Source organism: Bacillus sp. SRL337 (assembly GCF_984799155.1).
The window spans coordinates 2,420,867-2,438,794 of the sequence record NZ_OZ481793.1 but is presented as its reverse complement, the minus strand read 5'-3'; the positions used below and the strand labels follow the sequence as shown (position 1 = coordinate 2,438,794).

Annotated in this window: 19 protein-coding genes; 13 read left to right on the top strand and 6 right to left on the bottom strand. The window is 40.7% G+C overall.

Annotated elements, in window-relative coordinates:
* Window positions 1–11: 11 nt before the first annotated feature.
* Window positions 12–791, top strand: coding sequence for a nitroreductase family protein (locus tag AC4E8A_RS12285; protein ID WP_490193443.1), 780 nt, complete (start codon window positions 12–14; stop codon window positions 789–791).
* A 188-nt stretch (window positions 792–979) separates the two neighbouring features.
* Here AC4E8A_RS12285 and AC4E8A_RS12280 read toward each other — a convergent pair whose 3' ends face one another.
* Window positions 980–1,312, bottom strand: coding sequence for a hypothetical protein (locus AC4E8A_RS12280; RefSeq protein WP_490193442.1), 333 nt, complete (start codon window positions 1,310–1,312; stop codon window positions 980–982).
* A gap of 389 nt (window positions 1,313–1,701) precedes the next feature.
* Between AC4E8A_RS12280 and AC4E8A_RS12275 the strand changes: the two genes are divergently transcribed.
* From AC4E8A_RS12275 to AC4E8A_RS12250, 6 genes are all read left to right on the top strand, one after another.
* Window positions 1,702–2,061 (top strand): hypothetical protein, encoded by a 360-nt coding sequence (locus AC4E8A_RS12275; RefSeq protein WP_490193441.1) that lies wholly within the window; start codon window positions 1,702–1,704, stop codon window positions 2,059–2,061.
* 14 nt (window positions 2,062–2,075) lie between these two features.
* Window positions 2,076–2,492 carry a hypothetical protein gene (locus tag AC4E8A_RS12270; protein WP_490193440.1) on the top strand — a complete coding sequence of 139 codons (417 nt, stop codon included), beginning with the start codon at window positions 2,076–2,078 and terminating at the stop codon, window positions 2,490–2,492.
* 261 nt (window positions 2,493–2,753) lie between these two features.
* Window positions 2,754–3,077: a nucleoside triphosphate pyrophosphohydrolase gene (locus tag AC4E8A_RS12265; protein WP_490193439.1), complete on the top strand. Its 324-nt coding sequence runs from the start codon at window positions 2,754–2,756 to the stop codon at window positions 3,075–3,077.
* Between the two features lie 21 nt (window positions 3,078–3,098).
* The gene (locus AC4E8A_RS12260; protein WP_490193438.1) at window positions 3,099–4,118 is read left to right on the top strand and encodes an HNH endonuclease; all 1,020 of its coding nucleotides are present in this window, start codon (window positions 3,099–3,101) and stop codon (window positions 4,116–4,118) included.
* 30 nt (window positions 4,119–4,148) lie between these two features.
* Entirely contained in the window at window positions 4,149–5,996 is a 1,848-nt protein-coding gene (locus tag AC4E8A_RS12255) for a PDDEXK-like family protein (protein ID WP_490193437.1), read from the top strand.
* Between the two features lie 602 nt (window positions 5,997–6,598).
* Window positions 6,599–7,312, top strand: a complete 714-nt coding sequence (locus AC4E8A_RS12250; protein WP_490193436.1) for an Ltp family lipoprotein — start codon at window positions 6,599–6,601, stop codon at window positions 7,310–7,312.
* Window positions 7,313–7,492: 180 nt separating this feature from the next.
* Here AC4E8A_RS12250 and AC4E8A_RS12245 read toward each other — a convergent pair whose 3' ends face one another.
* From AC4E8A_RS12245 to AC4E8A_RS12235, 3 genes are all read right to left on the bottom strand, one after another.
* On the bottom strand, window positions 7,493–8,614 hold the full coding sequence (locus AC4E8A_RS12245; protein ID WP_490193435.1) for a hypothetical protein: 1,122 nt from the start codon (window positions 8,612–8,614) through the stop codon (window positions 7,493–7,495).
* A 321-nt stretch (window positions 8,615–8,935) separates the two neighbouring features.
* A complete protein-coding gene (locus AC4E8A_RS12240; protein ID WP_490193434.1) occupies window positions 8,936–9,418 on the bottom strand; it encodes a competence protein ComK in 483 nt (160 codons plus the stop codon).
* Window positions 9,419–9,696: 278 nt separating this feature from the next.
* Window positions 9,697–10,185: a sigma-70 family RNA polymerase sigma factor gene (locus tag AC4E8A_RS12235; RefSeq protein WP_490193433.1), complete on the bottom strand. Its 489-nt coding sequence runs from the start codon at window positions 10,183–10,185 to the stop codon at window positions 9,697–9,699.
* Window positions 10,186–10,576: 391 nt separating this feature from the next.
* On the opposite strand from AC4E8A_RS12235, the gene AC4E8A_RS12230 reads away from it, so the two are divergent.
* The 4 genes from AC4E8A_RS12230 to AC4E8A_RS12215 are packed head-to-tail and all read left to right on the top strand — an operon-like array spanning window position 10,577 to window position 13,155.
* Window positions 10,577–11,077: a small multi-drug export protein gene (locus tag AC4E8A_RS12230; protein WP_490193432.1), complete on the top strand. Its 501-nt coding sequence runs from the start codon at window positions 10,577–10,579 to the stop codon at window positions 11,075–11,077.
* 35 nt (window positions 11,078–11,112) lie between these two features.
* Entirely contained in the window at window positions 11,113–11,853 is a 741-nt protein-coding gene (locus tag AC4E8A_RS12225) for a hypothetical protein (RefSeq protein WP_490193431.1), read from the top strand.
* A 17-nt stretch (window positions 11,854–11,870) separates the two neighbouring features.
* Complete coding sequence (locus tag AC4E8A_RS12220) at window positions 11,871–12,263, top strand: GntR family transcriptional regulator (protein WP_490193430.1); 393 nt, start codon at window positions 11,871–11,873, stop codon at window positions 12,261–12,263.
* 16 nt (window positions 12,264–12,279) lie between these two features.
* Complete coding sequence (locus tag AC4E8A_RS12215; protein WP_490193429.1) at window positions 12,280–13,155, top strand: ABC transporter ATP-binding protein; 876 nt, start codon at window positions 12,280–12,282, stop codon at window positions 13,153–13,155.
* Window positions 13,156–13,280: 125 nt separating this feature from the next.
* Here the strand turns inward: AC4E8A_RS12215 and AC4E8A_RS12210 are convergent, their stop codons facing one another.
* Both AC4E8A_RS12210 and AC4E8A_RS12205 read right to left on the bottom strand, forming a co-directional pair.
* Entirely contained in the window at window positions 13,281–14,156 is an 876-nt protein-coding gene (locus AC4E8A_RS12210; protein WP_490193428.1) for a DUF6612 family protein, read from the bottom strand.
* Window positions 14,157–14,321: 165 nt separating this feature from the next.
* On the bottom strand, window positions 14,322–15,770 hold the full coding sequence (locus AC4E8A_RS12205; RefSeq protein WP_490195673.1) for an IS1182 family transposase: 1,449 nt from the start codon (window positions 15,768–15,770) through the stop codon (window positions 14,322–14,324).
* A gap of 699 nt (window positions 15,771–16,469) precedes the next feature.
* Here AC4E8A_RS12205 and AC4E8A_RS12200 point away from each other — a divergent pair.
* On the top strand, window positions 16,470–17,300 hold the full coding sequence (locus AC4E8A_RS12200) for an alpha/beta fold hydrolase (RefSeq protein ID WP_490193427.1): 831 nt from the start codon (window positions 16,470–16,472) through the stop codon (window positions 17,298–17,300).
* Window positions 17,301–17,384: 84 nt separating this feature from the next.
* Complete coding sequence (locus tag AC4E8A_RS12195; RefSeq protein ID WP_490198856.1) at window positions 17,385–17,741, top strand: class I SAM-dependent methyltransferase; 357 nt, start codon at window positions 17,385–17,387, stop codon at window positions 17,739–17,741.
* The last annotated feature ends 187 nt before the right edge of the window (window positions 17,742–17,928 follow it).

Below are 17,928 nucleotides of genomic sequence, written 5' to 3'. Positions count from 1 at the left end.
GAATGGGTTGTATGGAAGTGAACGAGGTTATACACAGACACAGATCGATCAGGGAATATGAAGACAGGGAGGTAAGCCAGGAATTGCTGGACCGGATACTCGATGCAGGCATTCGTGCTTCTTCAAGCGGGAACATGCAGTCTTATTCCATTGTCGTGACCAGGGACAAAGAGCTTAGGAAAAAATTATATTCTGCGCATATGGAACAGTCCATGGTTGTAGATGCTCAGGTGCTGATAACATTTTGTGCAGATTTCAATAGAATGAGGAAATGGCTTTCTCTCAACGATGCACCTGTGCATTTTGATAATTATATGAGCTTTATGATCGGTGCCATTGATGCAACCTTGACATCACAGAACTGTGCATTAGCGGCAGAAAATGAGGGCTTGGGCATCTGTTATATGGGTTCGACCCTTGCAAACTGTGATCAAATTGGTGAATTATTGAACTTATCTGAGAATGTCGTACCTGTGGTTGGCTTTTCATTAGGATATCCGGCAGAAGACCCTGCTCTGCGGGACAGGCTGCCACAGCATGGACTTGTTCATTATGAGCAGTATCAGGATTATTCTGATGAAGATATCAAGGAGATCTATAACGAAAGAAACGAAAAGGGCTGGGAACGCTACATGGCCAACCCGAAACTGAAGGAAATGACGAAAAGGTTAGGACTCAAGAATCTAGCCCAAATATACACCATTGCCAAATACACGAAAGAATCTCATCAAGAGTTTTCTCAGACGGTATTAAACTATTTGGGAAGACAGAATTTCATGAATAATGAATAAGGGCAGTAAATTAATTGCTAAAGTGTCATATGGAAAAAAATAATTGTTAACAGGATGAAGGGACAGGCTCACTGTCTCTTTTTTCTTTAACTGCATTGGGACACCTGTCCACAGCATCCAAGGTGAAGGAATAATAAACAAGAGGAAAATATCTTAAGGATTAAAGAATGGGGTAGGAAAAGAGTGTATCAGATGTTATTTTTGCCTTTTAATATAAAGATTTCCTTTTCAAGTTTGTTAACTTTAGTTGTGATAAAGTCAACATCTTGTAGTCTTGATTCATTCGTTAGTTCAAACTGATGACCAATTCCATCAAGCTTAGATTCAACCCTGTCAAAACGATGATCCATACCATCGAACCGGTGATCCATATGGTCCAGTCTTTGATCGATTCCATCGAAGCGATCATTCATACCATCAAACCGTTGATCCATATCATCTTTTAAGCTGTTCAAATCTTTCCTGAAACCTTTCATTTCTTGATTCATTTCAGTTAGCAGCTTAATCATTTTTTCTTCCATTTCATCACCTCCCACTCCAGTATACTAAATTTTTGTCCAAAGATGAAAGTAAAATATTTGTAAAAATTTGTTTGGGACTGAAGGTTTTGATGAGGGGACGAGTCAACTGTCAATCCAATATATACATTAATAAAAAGAGTACGATGAAACATAAATTAACGGTACTCCGTCTAATTATAGATTGATTGTAAAAGAAGAGACTTAGATGAGGAAAGGGCTCCTTCCTTCCATCATCTTTGGGAGCTTTATAGTCGTAATGATACTGACGACTACATTGCCTAAGGTCTGGAAAACACTTCATTAAATCAGTTGGTACTATGCTAAAAACTTACAGGAAAGAAATCAAAGAAGAAAATTAAGTATACCTTTTGAGTTAAAGGAGGAGTGAGATGAAGAAAGCATTGCTGTGTTTGGTTTTATTCCTGAGTGCATGCGGGACAGGGAGTCAACCGGTGAATAGTGATACAGAGTCGCTCACCCATACTTTTGAAAAGAAAGGTCTTTCCTTGAAGGCAGAGATTGATATAGGGAAAAAAATCAAGGTGGATGCAGCCATCAACAATACAAGTGGTGAAAACATAATTTATAACGGCGGATGCGGAGTCCCCTTCGGTATTTATGTGAAAAAGGGTGATGCCGATTCATACCTCGTTTCAGATACCGAATCTAATAATGCTGCATGTGATGATATATTCGATCCCGCTGATGTAAGAGAACTGAATCCTGATGAAACGTTGAAAAAGAGGTGACGTTCAAACGGAAGGTGAGGGTATCGGATAATCAAACAGCAGAGGCATTCAGCGGCAAATATGAGGTAACCTTCTCTTTTGAATTGCACGAAGGAGAATCATTTGAAACTTCAATACCTATCAAACTGACGAATGCTGAAAAACCTGTTATCTTGACGATGGAGAGGGCACGTGAGACGGCTAAAGAGAATAGCGAAGTGAAGGAATGGTTTGCTCATTATGAACAAGAAGGCATAACCGTCAAGCTCGAAGAAGCCATAATTAGCTCTGGAATGTGGACCGTTGCTTTTTATGCTGTAGAACAATCCCAAGAGGTGAAGCGACTCGTCATCAATATGGATGCCGAGTCAGGGGAAATAAAGGGCATTCACGAACAAAACCTTGGAAAAGGTCCAGATGCTAAGTATTTTCTCATAGAACAGGGAGAGTAAGGTGAAATGACCATCTGCAGAGGTTTCGTCTAATAATAAATGTGCCGGATAAGAAGAAGCATTTAGGAGTGGAGATGCAGTAATTTTGGGAAGTTTCATTGCCCAGTCTGTCAGTAATAACTAGTTCCTCTAATAAGGCTATTAGGCGAAAAAATATGAAAAATAGAAGAGCCTTATCGTCAGATGGCTCTTTTTCCAATGATTTGGTAAGATAAACCTGGAAGTTATCATCATATTCATATTTCATTTGGAGGAAGCTCTATGCCTACATACAACAAACTAGTACGTGACAGAATACCGGAAATTATCGAAGCCAACGGAAAGAAATTCTCCACTAGAATCCTTTCTGATGAAGAATACATTACAGAATTGAAGAATAAAAGCTTTGAAGAATTAGAGGAGTACAGAGATGCAGAAACGAGGGAAGAAGCCTTGGAAGAGCTGGCTGATTTAATGGAGATCGTTCATGCATTTGCCAAGGCTCATGGAACCACTCTTGAAGAGATAGAAGAAATTCGTCGTAAGAAAGCAGAGAAACGAGGGACTTTTGAGAAGAAGATTTTCTTGATAGAGGTAGAGGATTAATACAGTGAGGGAAGGGTTCAAATGAGCCACAAGTTGAAAGTAGGGGAATTAAAAGAAGATTACCTAACGGACGAAGAAATCTGGCGGATTTTCACAATCGTCCTATCCAGCAAGTCAGTCAAATCCTCTACATATAAATACGCTTTGATAAAAGCCTTGATAGAAAACTTGTATCAAGTTAATGAGGATTTTGAAGTTACTTATGATCAGTTGGCCTATACATTCACAAAGGTGTATTGGAATCTGATTGTTACCCATAATCTGACACAACATAATAGAGGAAAGAATGCGAGAGTTGTAACTATCATAGAGGAGGAACAGAAGAAGTATTCCATACCCTCTGAAATGATCTTTGATAAGCTCAATGACTCCCTTCAGGTGACACTGATAAGCAAAGTGAAATCAACCATGAAGATCAATGTATTCGGCGCATTATACGGTGATACGAGAGGGAAGTTCTATGCCTTTGATCATAAAACTGAGAAATTAAGATTCAACCCTGCCGTTCATGCTTTCATGCTAAATTATCAAAGGCTTATCATTCACCTTACCAATTATCATATGGCTGCCATGATCGAGGAACTAAACGAGGTACCGAGTATCAATTACCTTCTTGGAAAAGTAGAAAGCATTGCCAAACGTTCATCACTCCAGACTTTCGAAAAAGTACTTCTATCCCATTTCGAAGCTAATTGCTTTTATTGTGGAAAGGCTTTGACAGGGAAGAAGAGAGAAACCCACGTCGACCATTTCATTCCATGGTCCTTTGTCCAGTCGGACCATATATGGAATCTTGTGCTATCCTGCAATAAGTGCAATAGCTCAAAGAGTGACAAGCTGCCTGAGAGAGGATACCTTGATGGAATAATAGAACGGAATGAACAACTAATTGTTTCAGAGCCTAATCGGGAAGTTGTAAAATTGATGGAGAATTATAAGACTAAGAAAATTATCATGCTTTACGATTATTCTGTTAAGAATGGGTTTGATGCAATAGGACTCCGTAAGCAGAACAATAATACAGGCAAAGCTCAGTTGTAAAATTAAAATTAAAAAAGGAGCATAGTAAAAATGACTTTCTCAATAGATGCAATTGCACAATTAGATCATTCCAAGGAATTTGCCATTCTTCATCAGAAATTTACTAAGTTCAATCCATTGAAAGTACTTAGGGTGGATAAGTATGAAATTAGGCATTCGAATGTCCTGGCTTGGTTACTGGATCCAAATGAGAATCATTACATGGGTGATTTTTTTGTTAAAAAGCTGTTGTCCAGATTGCTGACCAAGGCTGAGAATGAGGATAAATCATCTTCCATTCATTTTCTTTCCTACATGTATGCTTCTTTCTCAGACTTGGAGGTCTTTAGAGAAGTGAAAACAGATACCAATAGGTTCATTGATCTCGTAATCAAGGTACCTTCAGAGAAGTTGGTCATTATGATAGAAAATAAGTTTCATGCCGTCGAATCAGAAGGACAATTGGAGGAGTATATATCATATGTTCAGTCTCAATACAGTCAAGATGGATACACGATCATCCCTGTATTTTTGACGTTAAGGAGGGACCTACCTTCCTTAGATAAGTATTGGGTACTAGACTATAATGATATTTTAGAAATCATTGAGACACATATTCATTTACATAAGGAGGCCATTTCTGATCGGATCTTCGATTTTCTTCATGATTATATTGGGATACTTCAGGAAGAACTAGTTGAAGATAATGATTCTGTAGAATTGGCACTCGAGGTCTATAAAGCCAATAAAGCAGCAATTGACTTGCTTTATCTACATCACTTTGATGACTTGCTTCGACAACCTCGTTATAGGCAAGAAGCAAACCAATTAAATAAACTAAGTGCATCTGAAAAAGAAATCCTGCACAAAATTTATAAAAGGAACCAGCAAACCATAGATTACATCTTCAAAATGGGTAGCAATGTTCTCAGAGAGGCATTTCTTTCATTTGTAAAAAATGAAAAATTTCCTGAAGAGGCGTATAAGGCTCACGTTCAAGTTCCAAACTTCATTCTGCCTGAATGGCAGGATTTCGACCAGGTTCTAGGAGAACCTGAAGAAAGTTACTGGTTAAGCAATGGTCTCATCTCTTGGTTCGAACGAACATGGGATGAAAGGTTGAAAATCAATCTTGAAGTAGGACCAATCCCTTATGAAAACCGGTTAAAGCTGCTTAATAATCTTGAAAGTGAAGGTGTTAACTTCCGAGCCACAGGAAAAATGGAAGGAAAAAAATACACAAAAATTTATACAGCAACCAGTAATGTCGAAGACTGGTCGGATAAACAGGATGTTCTAAAGGAAATGATTAGGTTATATGAGGATTCAAATTTAACGTCAGTGTTCAAGAAAATTGCACTATCTCTTGAGAAAATGAGTGAAGAGGAGAAACAAGTAGAAGAAGTAATTGAATACACTACACGGCAGGGTAGACCTACAAATCATTTACAGAACCCCTTTTTGCAATTTGCTGAAGAACATAATATTCCTGAGGAACAATATTCTATTCAAACCAACAATGCCTCTTTTCTGTTACCAGTCTTCAGAGAACTTGAAGAAAAGTATGGCCCAACCCGTATGAAGTGGTGGTGGCATAACAGTACATTCACCTATTGGTTCGACAGGTTAAAGGATGACCGTCTGAAGCTTACACTGGAATTAGGTCCTCTCCAGCCACAACAGCGTCTTACAATTATAGAGGAACTGGAGAAGCATGGTGTGGTATTTCAAGAAAGATCGAAGCAGCAGAGTTCAAAGTATACTCGGTTATATTCTCAATCCAAGGTGATAAACGATTGGGAAGACACAACGGAAGTTCACCGGGAGATGGAGTGTTTGTTTAGTGATGCGAAGAATCAATGGTTGCTGGAGTGTATAGAGTTGTTAAGTCAAGTATAATTCAAGCATCCATTATAAAGTTGTGAGGGTCTGCAGTGATCATTCAATAGGTATGTAGCAAGCCGATAGGAAACTACCTAATGAGAAAAGGGAAGAACCTACATCAGCGGTTTCGTACAGTGTTCGACAAATACCGGGTTGTCACTGTGACCGTTACTCTACCCAGATGACTTAGAAGAATAATATAAATGTACAAGGTGACTCTTGCAATGGAGTTACCTTTTATATTTTCGAAGATAACTTACTATCGAATAAAATATAATCAAAAAATTTTTGTTTATTTTTGGCAATTAATACTAATCTATATTATTTGTAATCTATTTGTAATATAATCAAAAAGGAAAAATACTACCAGTTATTTAGGAATATTTAACTGAATGGATGGAGTGGAATCTGTTTTATTAGAAACACTGGATTATAGTTCTTCTTGTCTTCATTATCATACAATTCTCTTTAGAAAAAGGAAGTAGGAAAGCAAGATGCTTTTAGAAACAAAGTGCCTTGAACCAAATATTGGTAAATAGAGATAATAGCGTTAGTTACAGCTTGCATGAATGATAATGAGTCAAAAACAATTAAGATTATTAAGGAGTGAATTGGTAATGGCGAAGAAAGTTAAACAGAAAAAACCATTTTATAAAAAATGGTGGGTTTGGGTGATTGCGGTTATTATTGTTGTTGCTGCCATAAATGGCAATGACGATGAGGAGACGGATACAACAACTCAAACTGACATCCAGTCAGAAGTTACGGAAACAGAAAAAGAGACAAAAACGGAAGAAACAGTAGTACAAGCTAATGATGAGAAGGCAAAGGAAAAAGCTGAATCTAAGAAAGAAGAAACAAAGGAAGAAGATAACGTTCCGACAGAACATAAGTCTGCTTTGAAGAAAGCTAAAGATTATGCAAGCTCAATGGACATGTCTAAAAATGCTATTCATGAGCAGTTAACATCAGAGTATGGAGAGAAATTTTCAGAAGAAGCTGCTGAATATGCAATGAGCAATTTAGAATTTGATTGGAAAGCGAACGCTTTGAAAAAAGCGGAGAGCTATTCAGATTCAATGTTCATGTCAAAACAAGGTATTTTTGAACAACTTGTTTCGGAACAAGGTGAAAAGTTTACTGAAGAGGAAGCACAGTACGCAATTGACAATCTAAAAGCAGATTATAAGAAAAATGCCTTGAAAAAAGCCGAAGAATATCAGGAATCAATGAGTATGTCCCCTGAAGCAATACGAGACCAGCTTACTTCAGAGTACGGAGAAAAATTTACACAAGAAGAAGCAGATTATGCCATTCAAAATCTAGAGTAAAACTGTAAACGCCCCAATCTTGAAATAAGATAGGGGCGTTTTTACATTTACAGAAGCAGGACAATCAAATAACAGTTCAGCTTAATGTGATATAGCAGGGTTCCTAATCAGGTTACGGGTAAATAGTTGGTCGGAATTTTTGTAAACCAAAGAGATCAGGATCTAAATACTGACTCTAGCTTACTGATAATTAACAAAAGCCGGAGCAGGATCCAACTCCAACACATCCTTAGGATTCATCAGAGGTTCATCCTTTTTATAAAACACTTTGAATCCGCCATACTGAATAGGCTGTTTCTGCACAAATTCATTGTATCCTGCTCTTTTGATGGCATCCAAGCCATGGCCGTCGAAATTGATGACGACTTCCACGTTATCTTTTGGTTGGATGGCTTCTCGATTGATCAGGACATCTTCTGCGAATTGGTGGACGATGACCATTTTGTCAGGAAGGCCGTTTTCTGCTGTCAGGTTTGATACATATTCAATGGCCTCTTGGACTTCCTTGCCATCGACTGTGCCCAAGTCCACTCCGGGGATTTCGCCTTCCTGGACATGGAATTCTGTATCGATGGCCAGATGAACGTAAGGGAGTTTCAGGTATTTTTCAATCGATTTTACTTGATTCATGACCGTATCCTTGGCCAGCTGCACATCGAGGATGAGCAGGGCATTGTTTTCTTTGGCCAGCTTGGCATATTTTTCGATGTCCTTTGAGGCTGTTGGATGGATATAATCTCCATCGTCTCCCGGACTTCGCTGGGCTATGGTTGAAATCAATTCGATGGCCGGGATGGCCGGTCGTTCAGGGTCCAGTTCGGAATACTCTTTGGTTTGGGCAATCAATTTTTCCATCAATACCTCAGGGCTGTATTCTCCCAGAATTCCCATGTTAACGGAATTGGGGTGGCCATAATAGGAAACCACTCTGTTTTCCTTTAGTGGACCATCCGATTGATCTTCCACGCCTTTTGGCAAGACTTGCCCCAATGGAACACTTCTTTTCGTGTCGCCGCCATGCGCCTGCGTTCTCGGCATTTCCTCCAGCTGCTGGTTTGTATAGTTGGTTTTCAATTGCTTTGCACCTTCAGAAGGTTCAATTGCTTGATAGGAGGCTTCAAGTTCAAATCGCGGTGATTTGGTTGCCCCCTCAAGGGTATAATGCTGCCCACTGAAGTCTAACTTGGACTTTTCGTGCAGCACTGACGCCTGGTCTGAAGAAGTAACGGATTGTGCGCAGCCTGTTAACATTAAATACGGAAGGGCTGCCACGCAAGCCCCTGTTCTCAATTTCTTATTCACGTTATCCCACCTGTTATAAATTTATGAAAATATGTACTGTGCTGAAGGCGGACTTTACCACTTAATCAAATTTTTACCTTCTCACTCTAGTATAAAGGAAAAATCCACCCTATTTGAAATCAAAAGCTTTAATTCCAATACCCTATGCAGGAAAGGGTAAACCTTTTCTAGGAATAGAGTGATTTCACATGGTCTTACCTGCTTAGTAAAAGTTCATGCTTTGTCGTTCTGCCAACCCTCTTTCCCTATAATGAAAGATAGTAACGGCCTTTCAACTGGAGCTTACGTGACGGTTTGGGAACAGAACAACCACTGATTCTTTCAGACTCCGATACTATCAGAAAAGTACATCATGGAAAAATGAGCCGTCCGCTGTAACTGTTTTTTTAGAACAGCAGGAGATTCAGTCATATAAATCGTTTGGCCGCATTTCAATGTCACAAGAGAGCGTATAGTATGATCAGCTGTTATGGCGTGTGAAATGGTTTGTATGTGTGAGGGAAATAGCCAGCTGCACTCAAATGCTTCCGGGGAAAGTGTAGGAAAGGCAAAGATGTTCAGTTTCGGATTGATGGGAATGGGTACTTTCCGTTGGTAGCCGGTAAAATATTTGACGGATTCCCGTCTGCCTTCATAGCTGGAATAGCCTTGCAGGCAGGCTTCTTTGATGATGGAAAACGGAGGCTTGGTGACATACAAAGTGGTGTCAGGTTCGATGACTTTTGTGAGGTACTCCGGATGTTTGACGGGCAGTACTGCTGCTGTTTTGTTGGATATGGTGTAGCACGACAGGATTTCTTTCATTAAACACGCTCCTTGGATTGATCGACAGGACAGTGCAAGGAAGTTTTTCGCTTTTAAAGTGAAAGCCCTTTCGTTATGGGTTAAAGTTGTATTTCATAAAATACACTTCTATTATAATGGGTATAATTGGAAAATGGAATACCTAAAATGATAAATTCCCGAATAATCAGACAAAAATCTTTATTTTATGACAGTTACTGAGGTCTGGCAGGGGAGAAATCATTCAGAAATCGATGATGAAAAGGCAAAAGCCTCTCCAGGTCAGAGAGGCTTCTTTTTCATTGTCTTACTTTTCCAATCAAGAGTCTGGCTTTGGCTCCACTCCGCCATTTTTTCACAGCCGAGACCGACACCTGCTCCCGTTCGGCAATTTCGGTGATTTTCATCATCCCGATGAAGGTGTAGAAGACCCATTTCTTCTGTGTCTCCGTCAAAGGCTGGAAGTACGTCAGCAAGGTTTCGGCTTCCAGGCAGCCCGTTACGGACTCATCAGGGACCATCTCCCAAAAGTAATCCAGATCAGGGTAGGTGAAGGATTCACTCCGCTTCACTTGCCGCTTCAACTCATCCAGCAGGCGGCCTTTGATGGTCGAGTAGGCAAACCCTGGGAAGCTGCCTTTCTCTTCTTCATACTTTTCCCAAGCTTCCCACAGAGCTGTCAGCCCGATCTGATAGAATTCGTCTTTATCCTTGTATAGGTGAAGAGTGTTGATGATCTTGTGGATCATGGGCTCATACTGGGCATGTACCTCATTAAAATCGTTCAATCTGCTATCCTTCCAAAAGGCGCGCACTTTCCATGTATTCCCGGGTAAGTTCAGCATAAGGAAAGCCACGGGGGATGGACAAAGAGCGGTGGTGGGAGAATGCAGGGTGATAGATGGAGTTTCTCCAGGAGAAACTCAATGTTAGCCAGTAGGTATAGCAGGTATCGGTCTTTTTTCATCGGAACAGCATCGACTGTAACGGCTTTTCCCCTTCCTACGTTTGGCTGGAAGCATTCGAGCAATCATTACCTTCAGGACAAGAGGCGCATCATACAGAAGATAAATAAGGAATGCGGAAATTTTTTGAAAATTTATATTGCCATCGAGATGCACTGTTGTTATAGTGTGTATATAGATATACACACTATAACACTTGAAGAGGAGAATCTTGATGGAGTTTTTGGATTTGCTATGGGCTTATGTTGTTGTGTTCGTTTTGAGTGCTGTTCCATTTTTTGAAGCATTTGGCGTGATTACCTTGGGGATTTTAGCTGGTCTGTCTGTACTTCCCGTGGTCTTGATCAGTCTTATAGGGAACATCTTAACGGTTTTATTATTAATCTTGTTTATCAATAAAATTAATGAATGGAGAAAGAAACGAAAAGGCGAGAAACCGGAAAAGCAGCAAAGCAAAAGGACGGTACGCGCACAGAACTTGTGGAAGAAGTATGGTCTGCCTGGTTTAGCGTTGATTGGGCCATTATTTGTCGGCAGCCACTTGACGGCCTTCATGTGCGTGACACTTGGGGGACAGAGGAAAAAGGCTTCCATTTGGATGGTCACCAGCATCACTGTATGGGGGCTTGTGTTTGCCTTGTTGGCTTATTATGGAGTGGATTTCCTGGGCTATGAGGATAATGGGGTTCTGAAAGATATGATTCAAGCAGATTGAGAAAGTAGTAGTCTGTAAAGGAGCAGTGACTGGAATTGATAAAAGATGCATGGTGGTTAGCCCGCAAAGAATTATTTTATTATAAAATGCCTTTAGGATTTTCAGCAATAGTGACCATCCTTTTCGCTGCGTTGACATCGCTAAGTCTGGAACAATCTCTTGAGAATGTGTTCAATCCGGACATCACCCATGACCAATTCATCTTCGTTGATGGCATTTTTGTCCTTATTACACCGGCTTTAGCCGCGATATTCATGGCTGGCCCATACTTGAGCTTCCGGGCAATGAAGGAAGATCCTTTCAGTAAGCGGATGGCCTTCTTCCGTTCTCTTCCTATCCCGGCGAAGGTTCTTTCTTTAAGCCGTACGATGATGATGGTCATCACATTATTTCTATTGAGCCTTGTTTTCTATACCACGATTACGTTTGTACTGCATGATCAACTATTCGACTATATGACAGTGCCCCAGTATCTCACTTTTATTGGCATCTGGCTGGGGTACGCTGCTGCTGTAGGAGGATTTAATCCTTATATAGAGTACGGGACCAATGGGAAGGTATTGCATGCCGTTCCATACGTATTGATTGTCCTGCTCACCGGCATCGCTTTAGTGTTCTACAAACTTGTTGGGAAGGGGATTGTCGAATCAACTGTTTCCCTTTCCATCACTATAGGCTGGCCGGTCACCATACTCTTTTTTATCATCGGAATAGCCGGTTGTGTCACATGGAATAGGCTTCTGACCAAACGTCTGGCTAAACGTGATTATGTATAAAGATTGGGGGGATTGGGATGAAGCTGCCGATTCGTGTTTCAGAAGAGAGTAGAGAACCGATATATCACCAAATCGAAACACAATTGAAAGCCCTGATTATTGGCGGTCAGCTGCCGCCGGGCACGCCTCTCCCCTCGATCAGGGCATTGGCCGGTGAACTGGCGTGCAGTCTGATTACAACGAGAAGAGCGTATCAGAACCTGGAAATGGGCGGATTTATTAAGACCGTTCAAGGAAAAGGGACGTTCGTAAGGGAAATTGAAAAAATCCTTAAACAAGAAACAAAAGATAAAGTCGTGTATGAAGTCTTTCAAAAAGCGATCGAACAAGGAAAACAATTAGGATCGACAAAGGATGAAATCCGTACCATTTTTGAAGAAGTGTTAAGGATCCATTATGAAGATTCTTAGGTGGGGGGACCGGGCATTGACTAACATAGTGATGGAAGTAAAAGGGCTGGAAAAGAAGTACAAGAAATTCAAGTTCGGCCCACTTGATTTCAAATTGGAAAAAGGAACGGCCGTTGCCCTATTAGGCGGAAATGGTTCAGGGAAAAGTACGTTCTTTCGTTTAGTAATGGATATCCTGCAGCCGGAAGCTGGCACGGTTGCTCTATTTGGGGTAGACAAAACAGAAAATGAGACCGATGTGAAAAGAAGAATTGGATTCATCGGCGATATGCTGGAGCCCTTTTCCGCTTTGAAAATCAAGGAGATGGCCAGCCTTGTTTCGTACTGGTATCCAAGCTGGGATGACGAACGGTATCAGTATCTCCTCAACAGATATGGAATCGATGAGAAAGAGAAGTATGGGAAATGTTCAAAAGGGACCAAGAAGAAAGTCGAATTTGTGCTGTCTCTTTGCCATTCTCCCGATATCCTTCTATTAGATGAACCATCGGCTAACGTGGATATCGTTTCACAACGGAAGTTCAAAGAAGATTTGGTGGAGTATTTGGAGGATGGAGAGAAAAGCATTGTGCTCGCCACGCATATCATGGATGACGTGAGACAGATTTGTGATTATATTTATATATTGGATGATGGACAGATCAATGATTGTTTTGAGAAGGACGAAATCCAGGAAAAATGGGCAACATTTTGGATTGAAGCCCTGCCCGAACAGGTAAGGAATCATCCCCATATTGTCCGGACTCACCGTCTGACGGACTCTACCCTTCAAGTAGTGACAAATGATTTTGCCAGTTTAGAAAGAGATTTGTCCGCTCATAGAATTTCGATTCACCATGTAAGTCGATTGACCCTTGAAGAAATCATTGAGTTGATCATTGAAGGAAAATAAGAGGGACGGTTTTGGGGATTCCTTTCCTTTTCATACAAATCGAATTGAATCAAAGAAGAGGACGAAATCATGGTCGATTTCGTCCTCTTTCTCTTTCTATTTATCATTGTGGAGCCGGCTGTCGGTTACTGGCCAAAAGGGTTTTCCATTTCAACCGCAGCTTCTGTCACTTCAGCAGGAACTTCGATAGATTCGATTTCATTGAATTTCGAGAAGTCGCTCTTCATGGTTTGGTCCATTGTCAGGGTTTCTCCATTCTGCTCCATTTCAATCACTTGCTGAACTTCCATGTGGACGGTATGGAAGCTTTCTTTATCGATCCACATTTTCAAGTTCATGTTGGTGATAGAAATGTTTTCCAACGCTCCTTCAACAGTGGATTGAAGTTCTTCATTCATCATGCCCATTCCTTCTTCCAGGATTTTGTTTGCTTGGTCTCCTTCGAGCGAGAGTTGAAGGATAAAGTGGTCATCATCCTGTGTGAAGGTGAACTGATCAAGATACGGCTCGAATTGCTTCAATTGGTTCTCAGGAAGGGATGATTCCTGCAGGGCACTTTCCTTCATCATATCGGCCATCTCATTCGGCAGTGTCGTCCATTGATTCTGCATGGTGTCTTTCAAGTAAATCTCTTTCTCTGTCACATACATTTCCACTTCTGTCAGTGGTAATGGCGTACCTTCCATTTCTTCCATCTCCATGTTCACCGAAGAAGTCTGGTGCATGGCCATCGGCTCCATGACAAGATCCGTTGATGAGGTGGTGCTCATATCCATTGACTCTTCTTCATTGGCTTCACTCTGCGTGGTTTGTTTTAATTCCATCTCCATATGGACACTGGATAATTCAGAATCCGCTTTTTGTGACTTCGTGAATACTTGTTCGAGGGTCATATCACTGCTATTTTTCACATCATCTTCCGGCGAGGCGGTCATTGAGCAGGCACCCAAGGATAGAGCGAGTGCAGCTGCGGACAGGACTTTTGCAAATTTCTTCATCATTCCACTCCTTTTTATCTTATAGTATATCTACGATTTCCGTTGACAGAAAGTTTCATATTTTTTTAGGCTTTTTCATCATAAAATGCAGGTAAGCAAGTGATCAATAGAAAGGCGGGGGGGGGGTGGCTTTTTCTTGGATATAAACATATATGCTGCCCTTTATTATCACATTAGTTTTAGGATCCTTTTAATATTTACCGCAAATATAGCCATGGCACCTTGTAATTCCATGCCAATTAGACCCGAGGATTCTGCTACATCATACCCGTGTCTGTGTTTTAGTTCACTATTTTTCGCTTCAATTTTATATCGTTCTTTTGCCTTTTCCTTAAAATACTCGCTTTCCTGGAATTTTGCTTGGGAGGAGTGCTGATCGGACTTTATAGTAACGGAATACGTCTTACTTTTGGCTCCTTCCTTGTAGCACCCTTCTCTCAGTGGGCATCTCTTACATTTATCCACGTCATAATAATAGGTGTCTGCCTGGTTTTTGCCTACTCCTTTTTTACCTTGCCTAGCTTTCCTTATAGCCATATGTCCTGCCTTGCAGACATACATACCCGCATCCTTATTGAATTCGAATTCGTCCTCTTTTTTTCGAGCACCCTGAGTGATTAGAGGGTTCAATTTTGAAACCAGTTTGATTTCATTTCCTTCACAATATTCAATATTATCTTTCTCGGAATAGGCCGCATCCCCAATAACCGTCTCCACTTCTATGCCCGCGTTTTTACTTTTCTCTATGAGTGTCTGCAGTTCTTTCCCGTCACTCTTTTCTCCAGTGGTAATGGTTGCGGCTGTAATAATACGTTCTTCACTCATCGCAAGATGAGTTTTATAGCCAAAAAAGGAGGAATCTGCTGTTTTGTGTCCCACTTTGGCATCCTGATCATTCATGCACTGGAGCTGCTCAATATCATCGGCAACCGTTTCTTTCAGGAGATTAAGCTGTTCCTTCACTTTGGGATATTCTAAAAGGATTTCTTCCTTTTCTATCACCTTAATGAGCTTTTGTGAGTAGGTTATCTCATCTTCCAGAACATCATTGGTTGGCTTCACAGGGAACTTGTCCTTCATACTTTCGTTAATCTTATAAATCGATTTTCTAAGATTCTTGGAGCGCTCCATAAGAATTTCCTTTGGCTTCATTTGATTATAGCGGGCTTTGGTATGGGTGGCATCAACAATAATGGACTTACTTTTTATAATTTCTTTCTCTATGGCAATCTCAACCGTCTTGTTGACAAGCATGTCTAATAAGTTCATGTCCTTTAACCTAAGTTTACGAAACTTAGTCAGAGAACTTGAATCAATGACGGGCTCTTCTGGAGCCATATTCAAAAAATACTTGAAAGACATATCATATTTAGACCGCTCAACAATATCGACATCTGATACATCGTGAATGGTTTTCAAAAACAAATATTTGAACATGCGAATAGGATCAATCGCATTTCGCCCATTATCATGACAATATTTATTCTTTAATTCATCAAAAATAAAGGAGAAATCGATTAAATCGTTTATTTTCCTTAACATATTGTCCTGAGGAACGACGATATCATAAAGGTCCATATACTTACTGAACATCATTGTTTGTTGTTGTTGAATCACTGGAAACCACCCACTTAATATTGTTAGTTCTATTATAAAGTAAGGATTTATTAGCGGGTAGTGTTCTTTTTTCTCAATGTTGATTGGAGTGGAAGGTGCACGACCTCCTGCGGGACTAGCGGGACAGGTGAGACCCCGCAGGCGAAGCCGAGGAGGCTCAACGCCCGCCCCGCGGAGTCGTGCACCTGGAACGGAAATCAACACTAATTCGTGAAACCTGAAGTGAAAAAGGCAGAATCGCTCTTTGAGGTGAGCGATTCTGCCTTTTAGAACTTTATTGGATTTTTTCAATGCCCTCAGTTTTATGGGGTGCCTTTTGTCAGTGAAAGGAACCCAGTATGTACCGTGTTCTTTTACGTGAATTTTGTTGCTATCAATGTGAATGGCAAATACTATTTTGGTCATTCACCGCATAATCCCCTGTAAGCAGAAAGGAAAGAGCTACTCTCCCTTTTTCGAGGAATATCCATGGAATGCAGGAGGGAAAATTCGGACTCTTGGGCTTTTTCGGAAAGCAACAATGAATGCGGTTATCAACTATAACAAGGTGGAAATTACATTTTATGGTATTATTTAAACAGAAGCTTATTCACCTAACATAGCAGATAACTAAAATAGGACCCTCTTAGTGAACTAAATATCAGAAAATTCTATATGTACAAAGGGAACAATACGCTAAAACTTTTGGGAGGTCAGATAGTGAGACATTTTGCAGAAGTAATGGGTAATGGAAAAGAAGAAACGGTAATTTTTTTACCAGGTACTGGCTGGGCAGGTAGTTTTGGTAGGCCCATAGCGGAATCATTAGGTGAAAAGTTCACTATCCATATGTTGGATTTGCCGGGAATCGGCAGATCTGAAGGTCTTGATGGAGTCGTAAAAATGAGGGATGCGGCGGGATGGGTAAATGATTACTTGGAAGAACAACAGATTGATCAAATCATACTCATTGGTCACTCTTTAGGAGGAGGCATTGGATTATCTTTTGCCTATTTTTATCCTGAAAAGGTAAAAAAATTGATCTTACTTGATAGTGGTTTTGCTAGAATTGAACGCTTCCCTGTTCAGATGTTTGGGTCTATTGGGTATATCCTTCCTGTCATTAGTATTTTACATAAGATTTTGGGGCAAAAGTTTTTAGGTGACGAGAAAGAACAAAATAGTAACTCGAACGCTAAACCAAAAACGGAGGAAGAAATTAAAGTGAACATCGAGGAATTAGGACTTGAAGACACAGAATTCACAAGAAAAGCCATCGAAAATCAGCAAGAGACCACTTTAAGCGGAATTAGTCTTCTTTTGGCGCTATATCGCTGCAACATACCAAGAATGTTAAAAAAAGTTAACGTGCCTTGCCTTGTTTTATATGGGAATCGCCATGACCAGCCTCAGAGAATTCAAACTAAAATACAACGTCAAGTTGATCGAATAAGTAAACCAACTATTATCATGAAAGAACTAAGTGGCGGACACTACTCGCATGTGACAGATAGTCGGGCAATAACGTATATACATTCCTTTCTGCAATAGGTGTGTACCTTGGCATACTTAAACGAAATGGTGCTTTAACTGAGTAAGAGAAATTAACTCGTTCCAAACAGAGGTGGGGATCCAATTGCATCACCCACGTGGAAAGCATATTTAGAAAGTCCGGAACGGAGAAAAGAATTCTTCCCGGAACAGCTGCTGAACAAGGTTCCCATACGAGAAACGGACAGCATTTTGGACTTTGGCACTGGCCCTGGTTATTTTTCCATACCTGCGGCCAAAAGGATCAAGTGCAAGGTATACGCGCTTGATTTCGCCGCTGACATGCTGGAACGAATCAAGGAGAAAGCCCAGGAGGAACAGGTGGCGAATAGGGTCCCGCTAGAGGGAAGTATGCAGGCGCTGCCTTTATTCCATGGCTCTATTGATAGGATCATTGCTTCTCTGGTAGTGCATGAAATTCAGCCGCTGGACAACAATTGAAAAATGTACGGAAAAGAGACGGCTATCTAACCTGTCTGGAGTGGGACCCAAAGGGAAATTCCAGGACAGACACAAGAATTAATTTGGACGGAATGGAACGGGAGCTGGGAAAAGCAGGTTACCAGGTGACGGCTCCCATCGGACTCTCTATACATGATGGCTGCCCAAAAAACAGAATAATACCTTC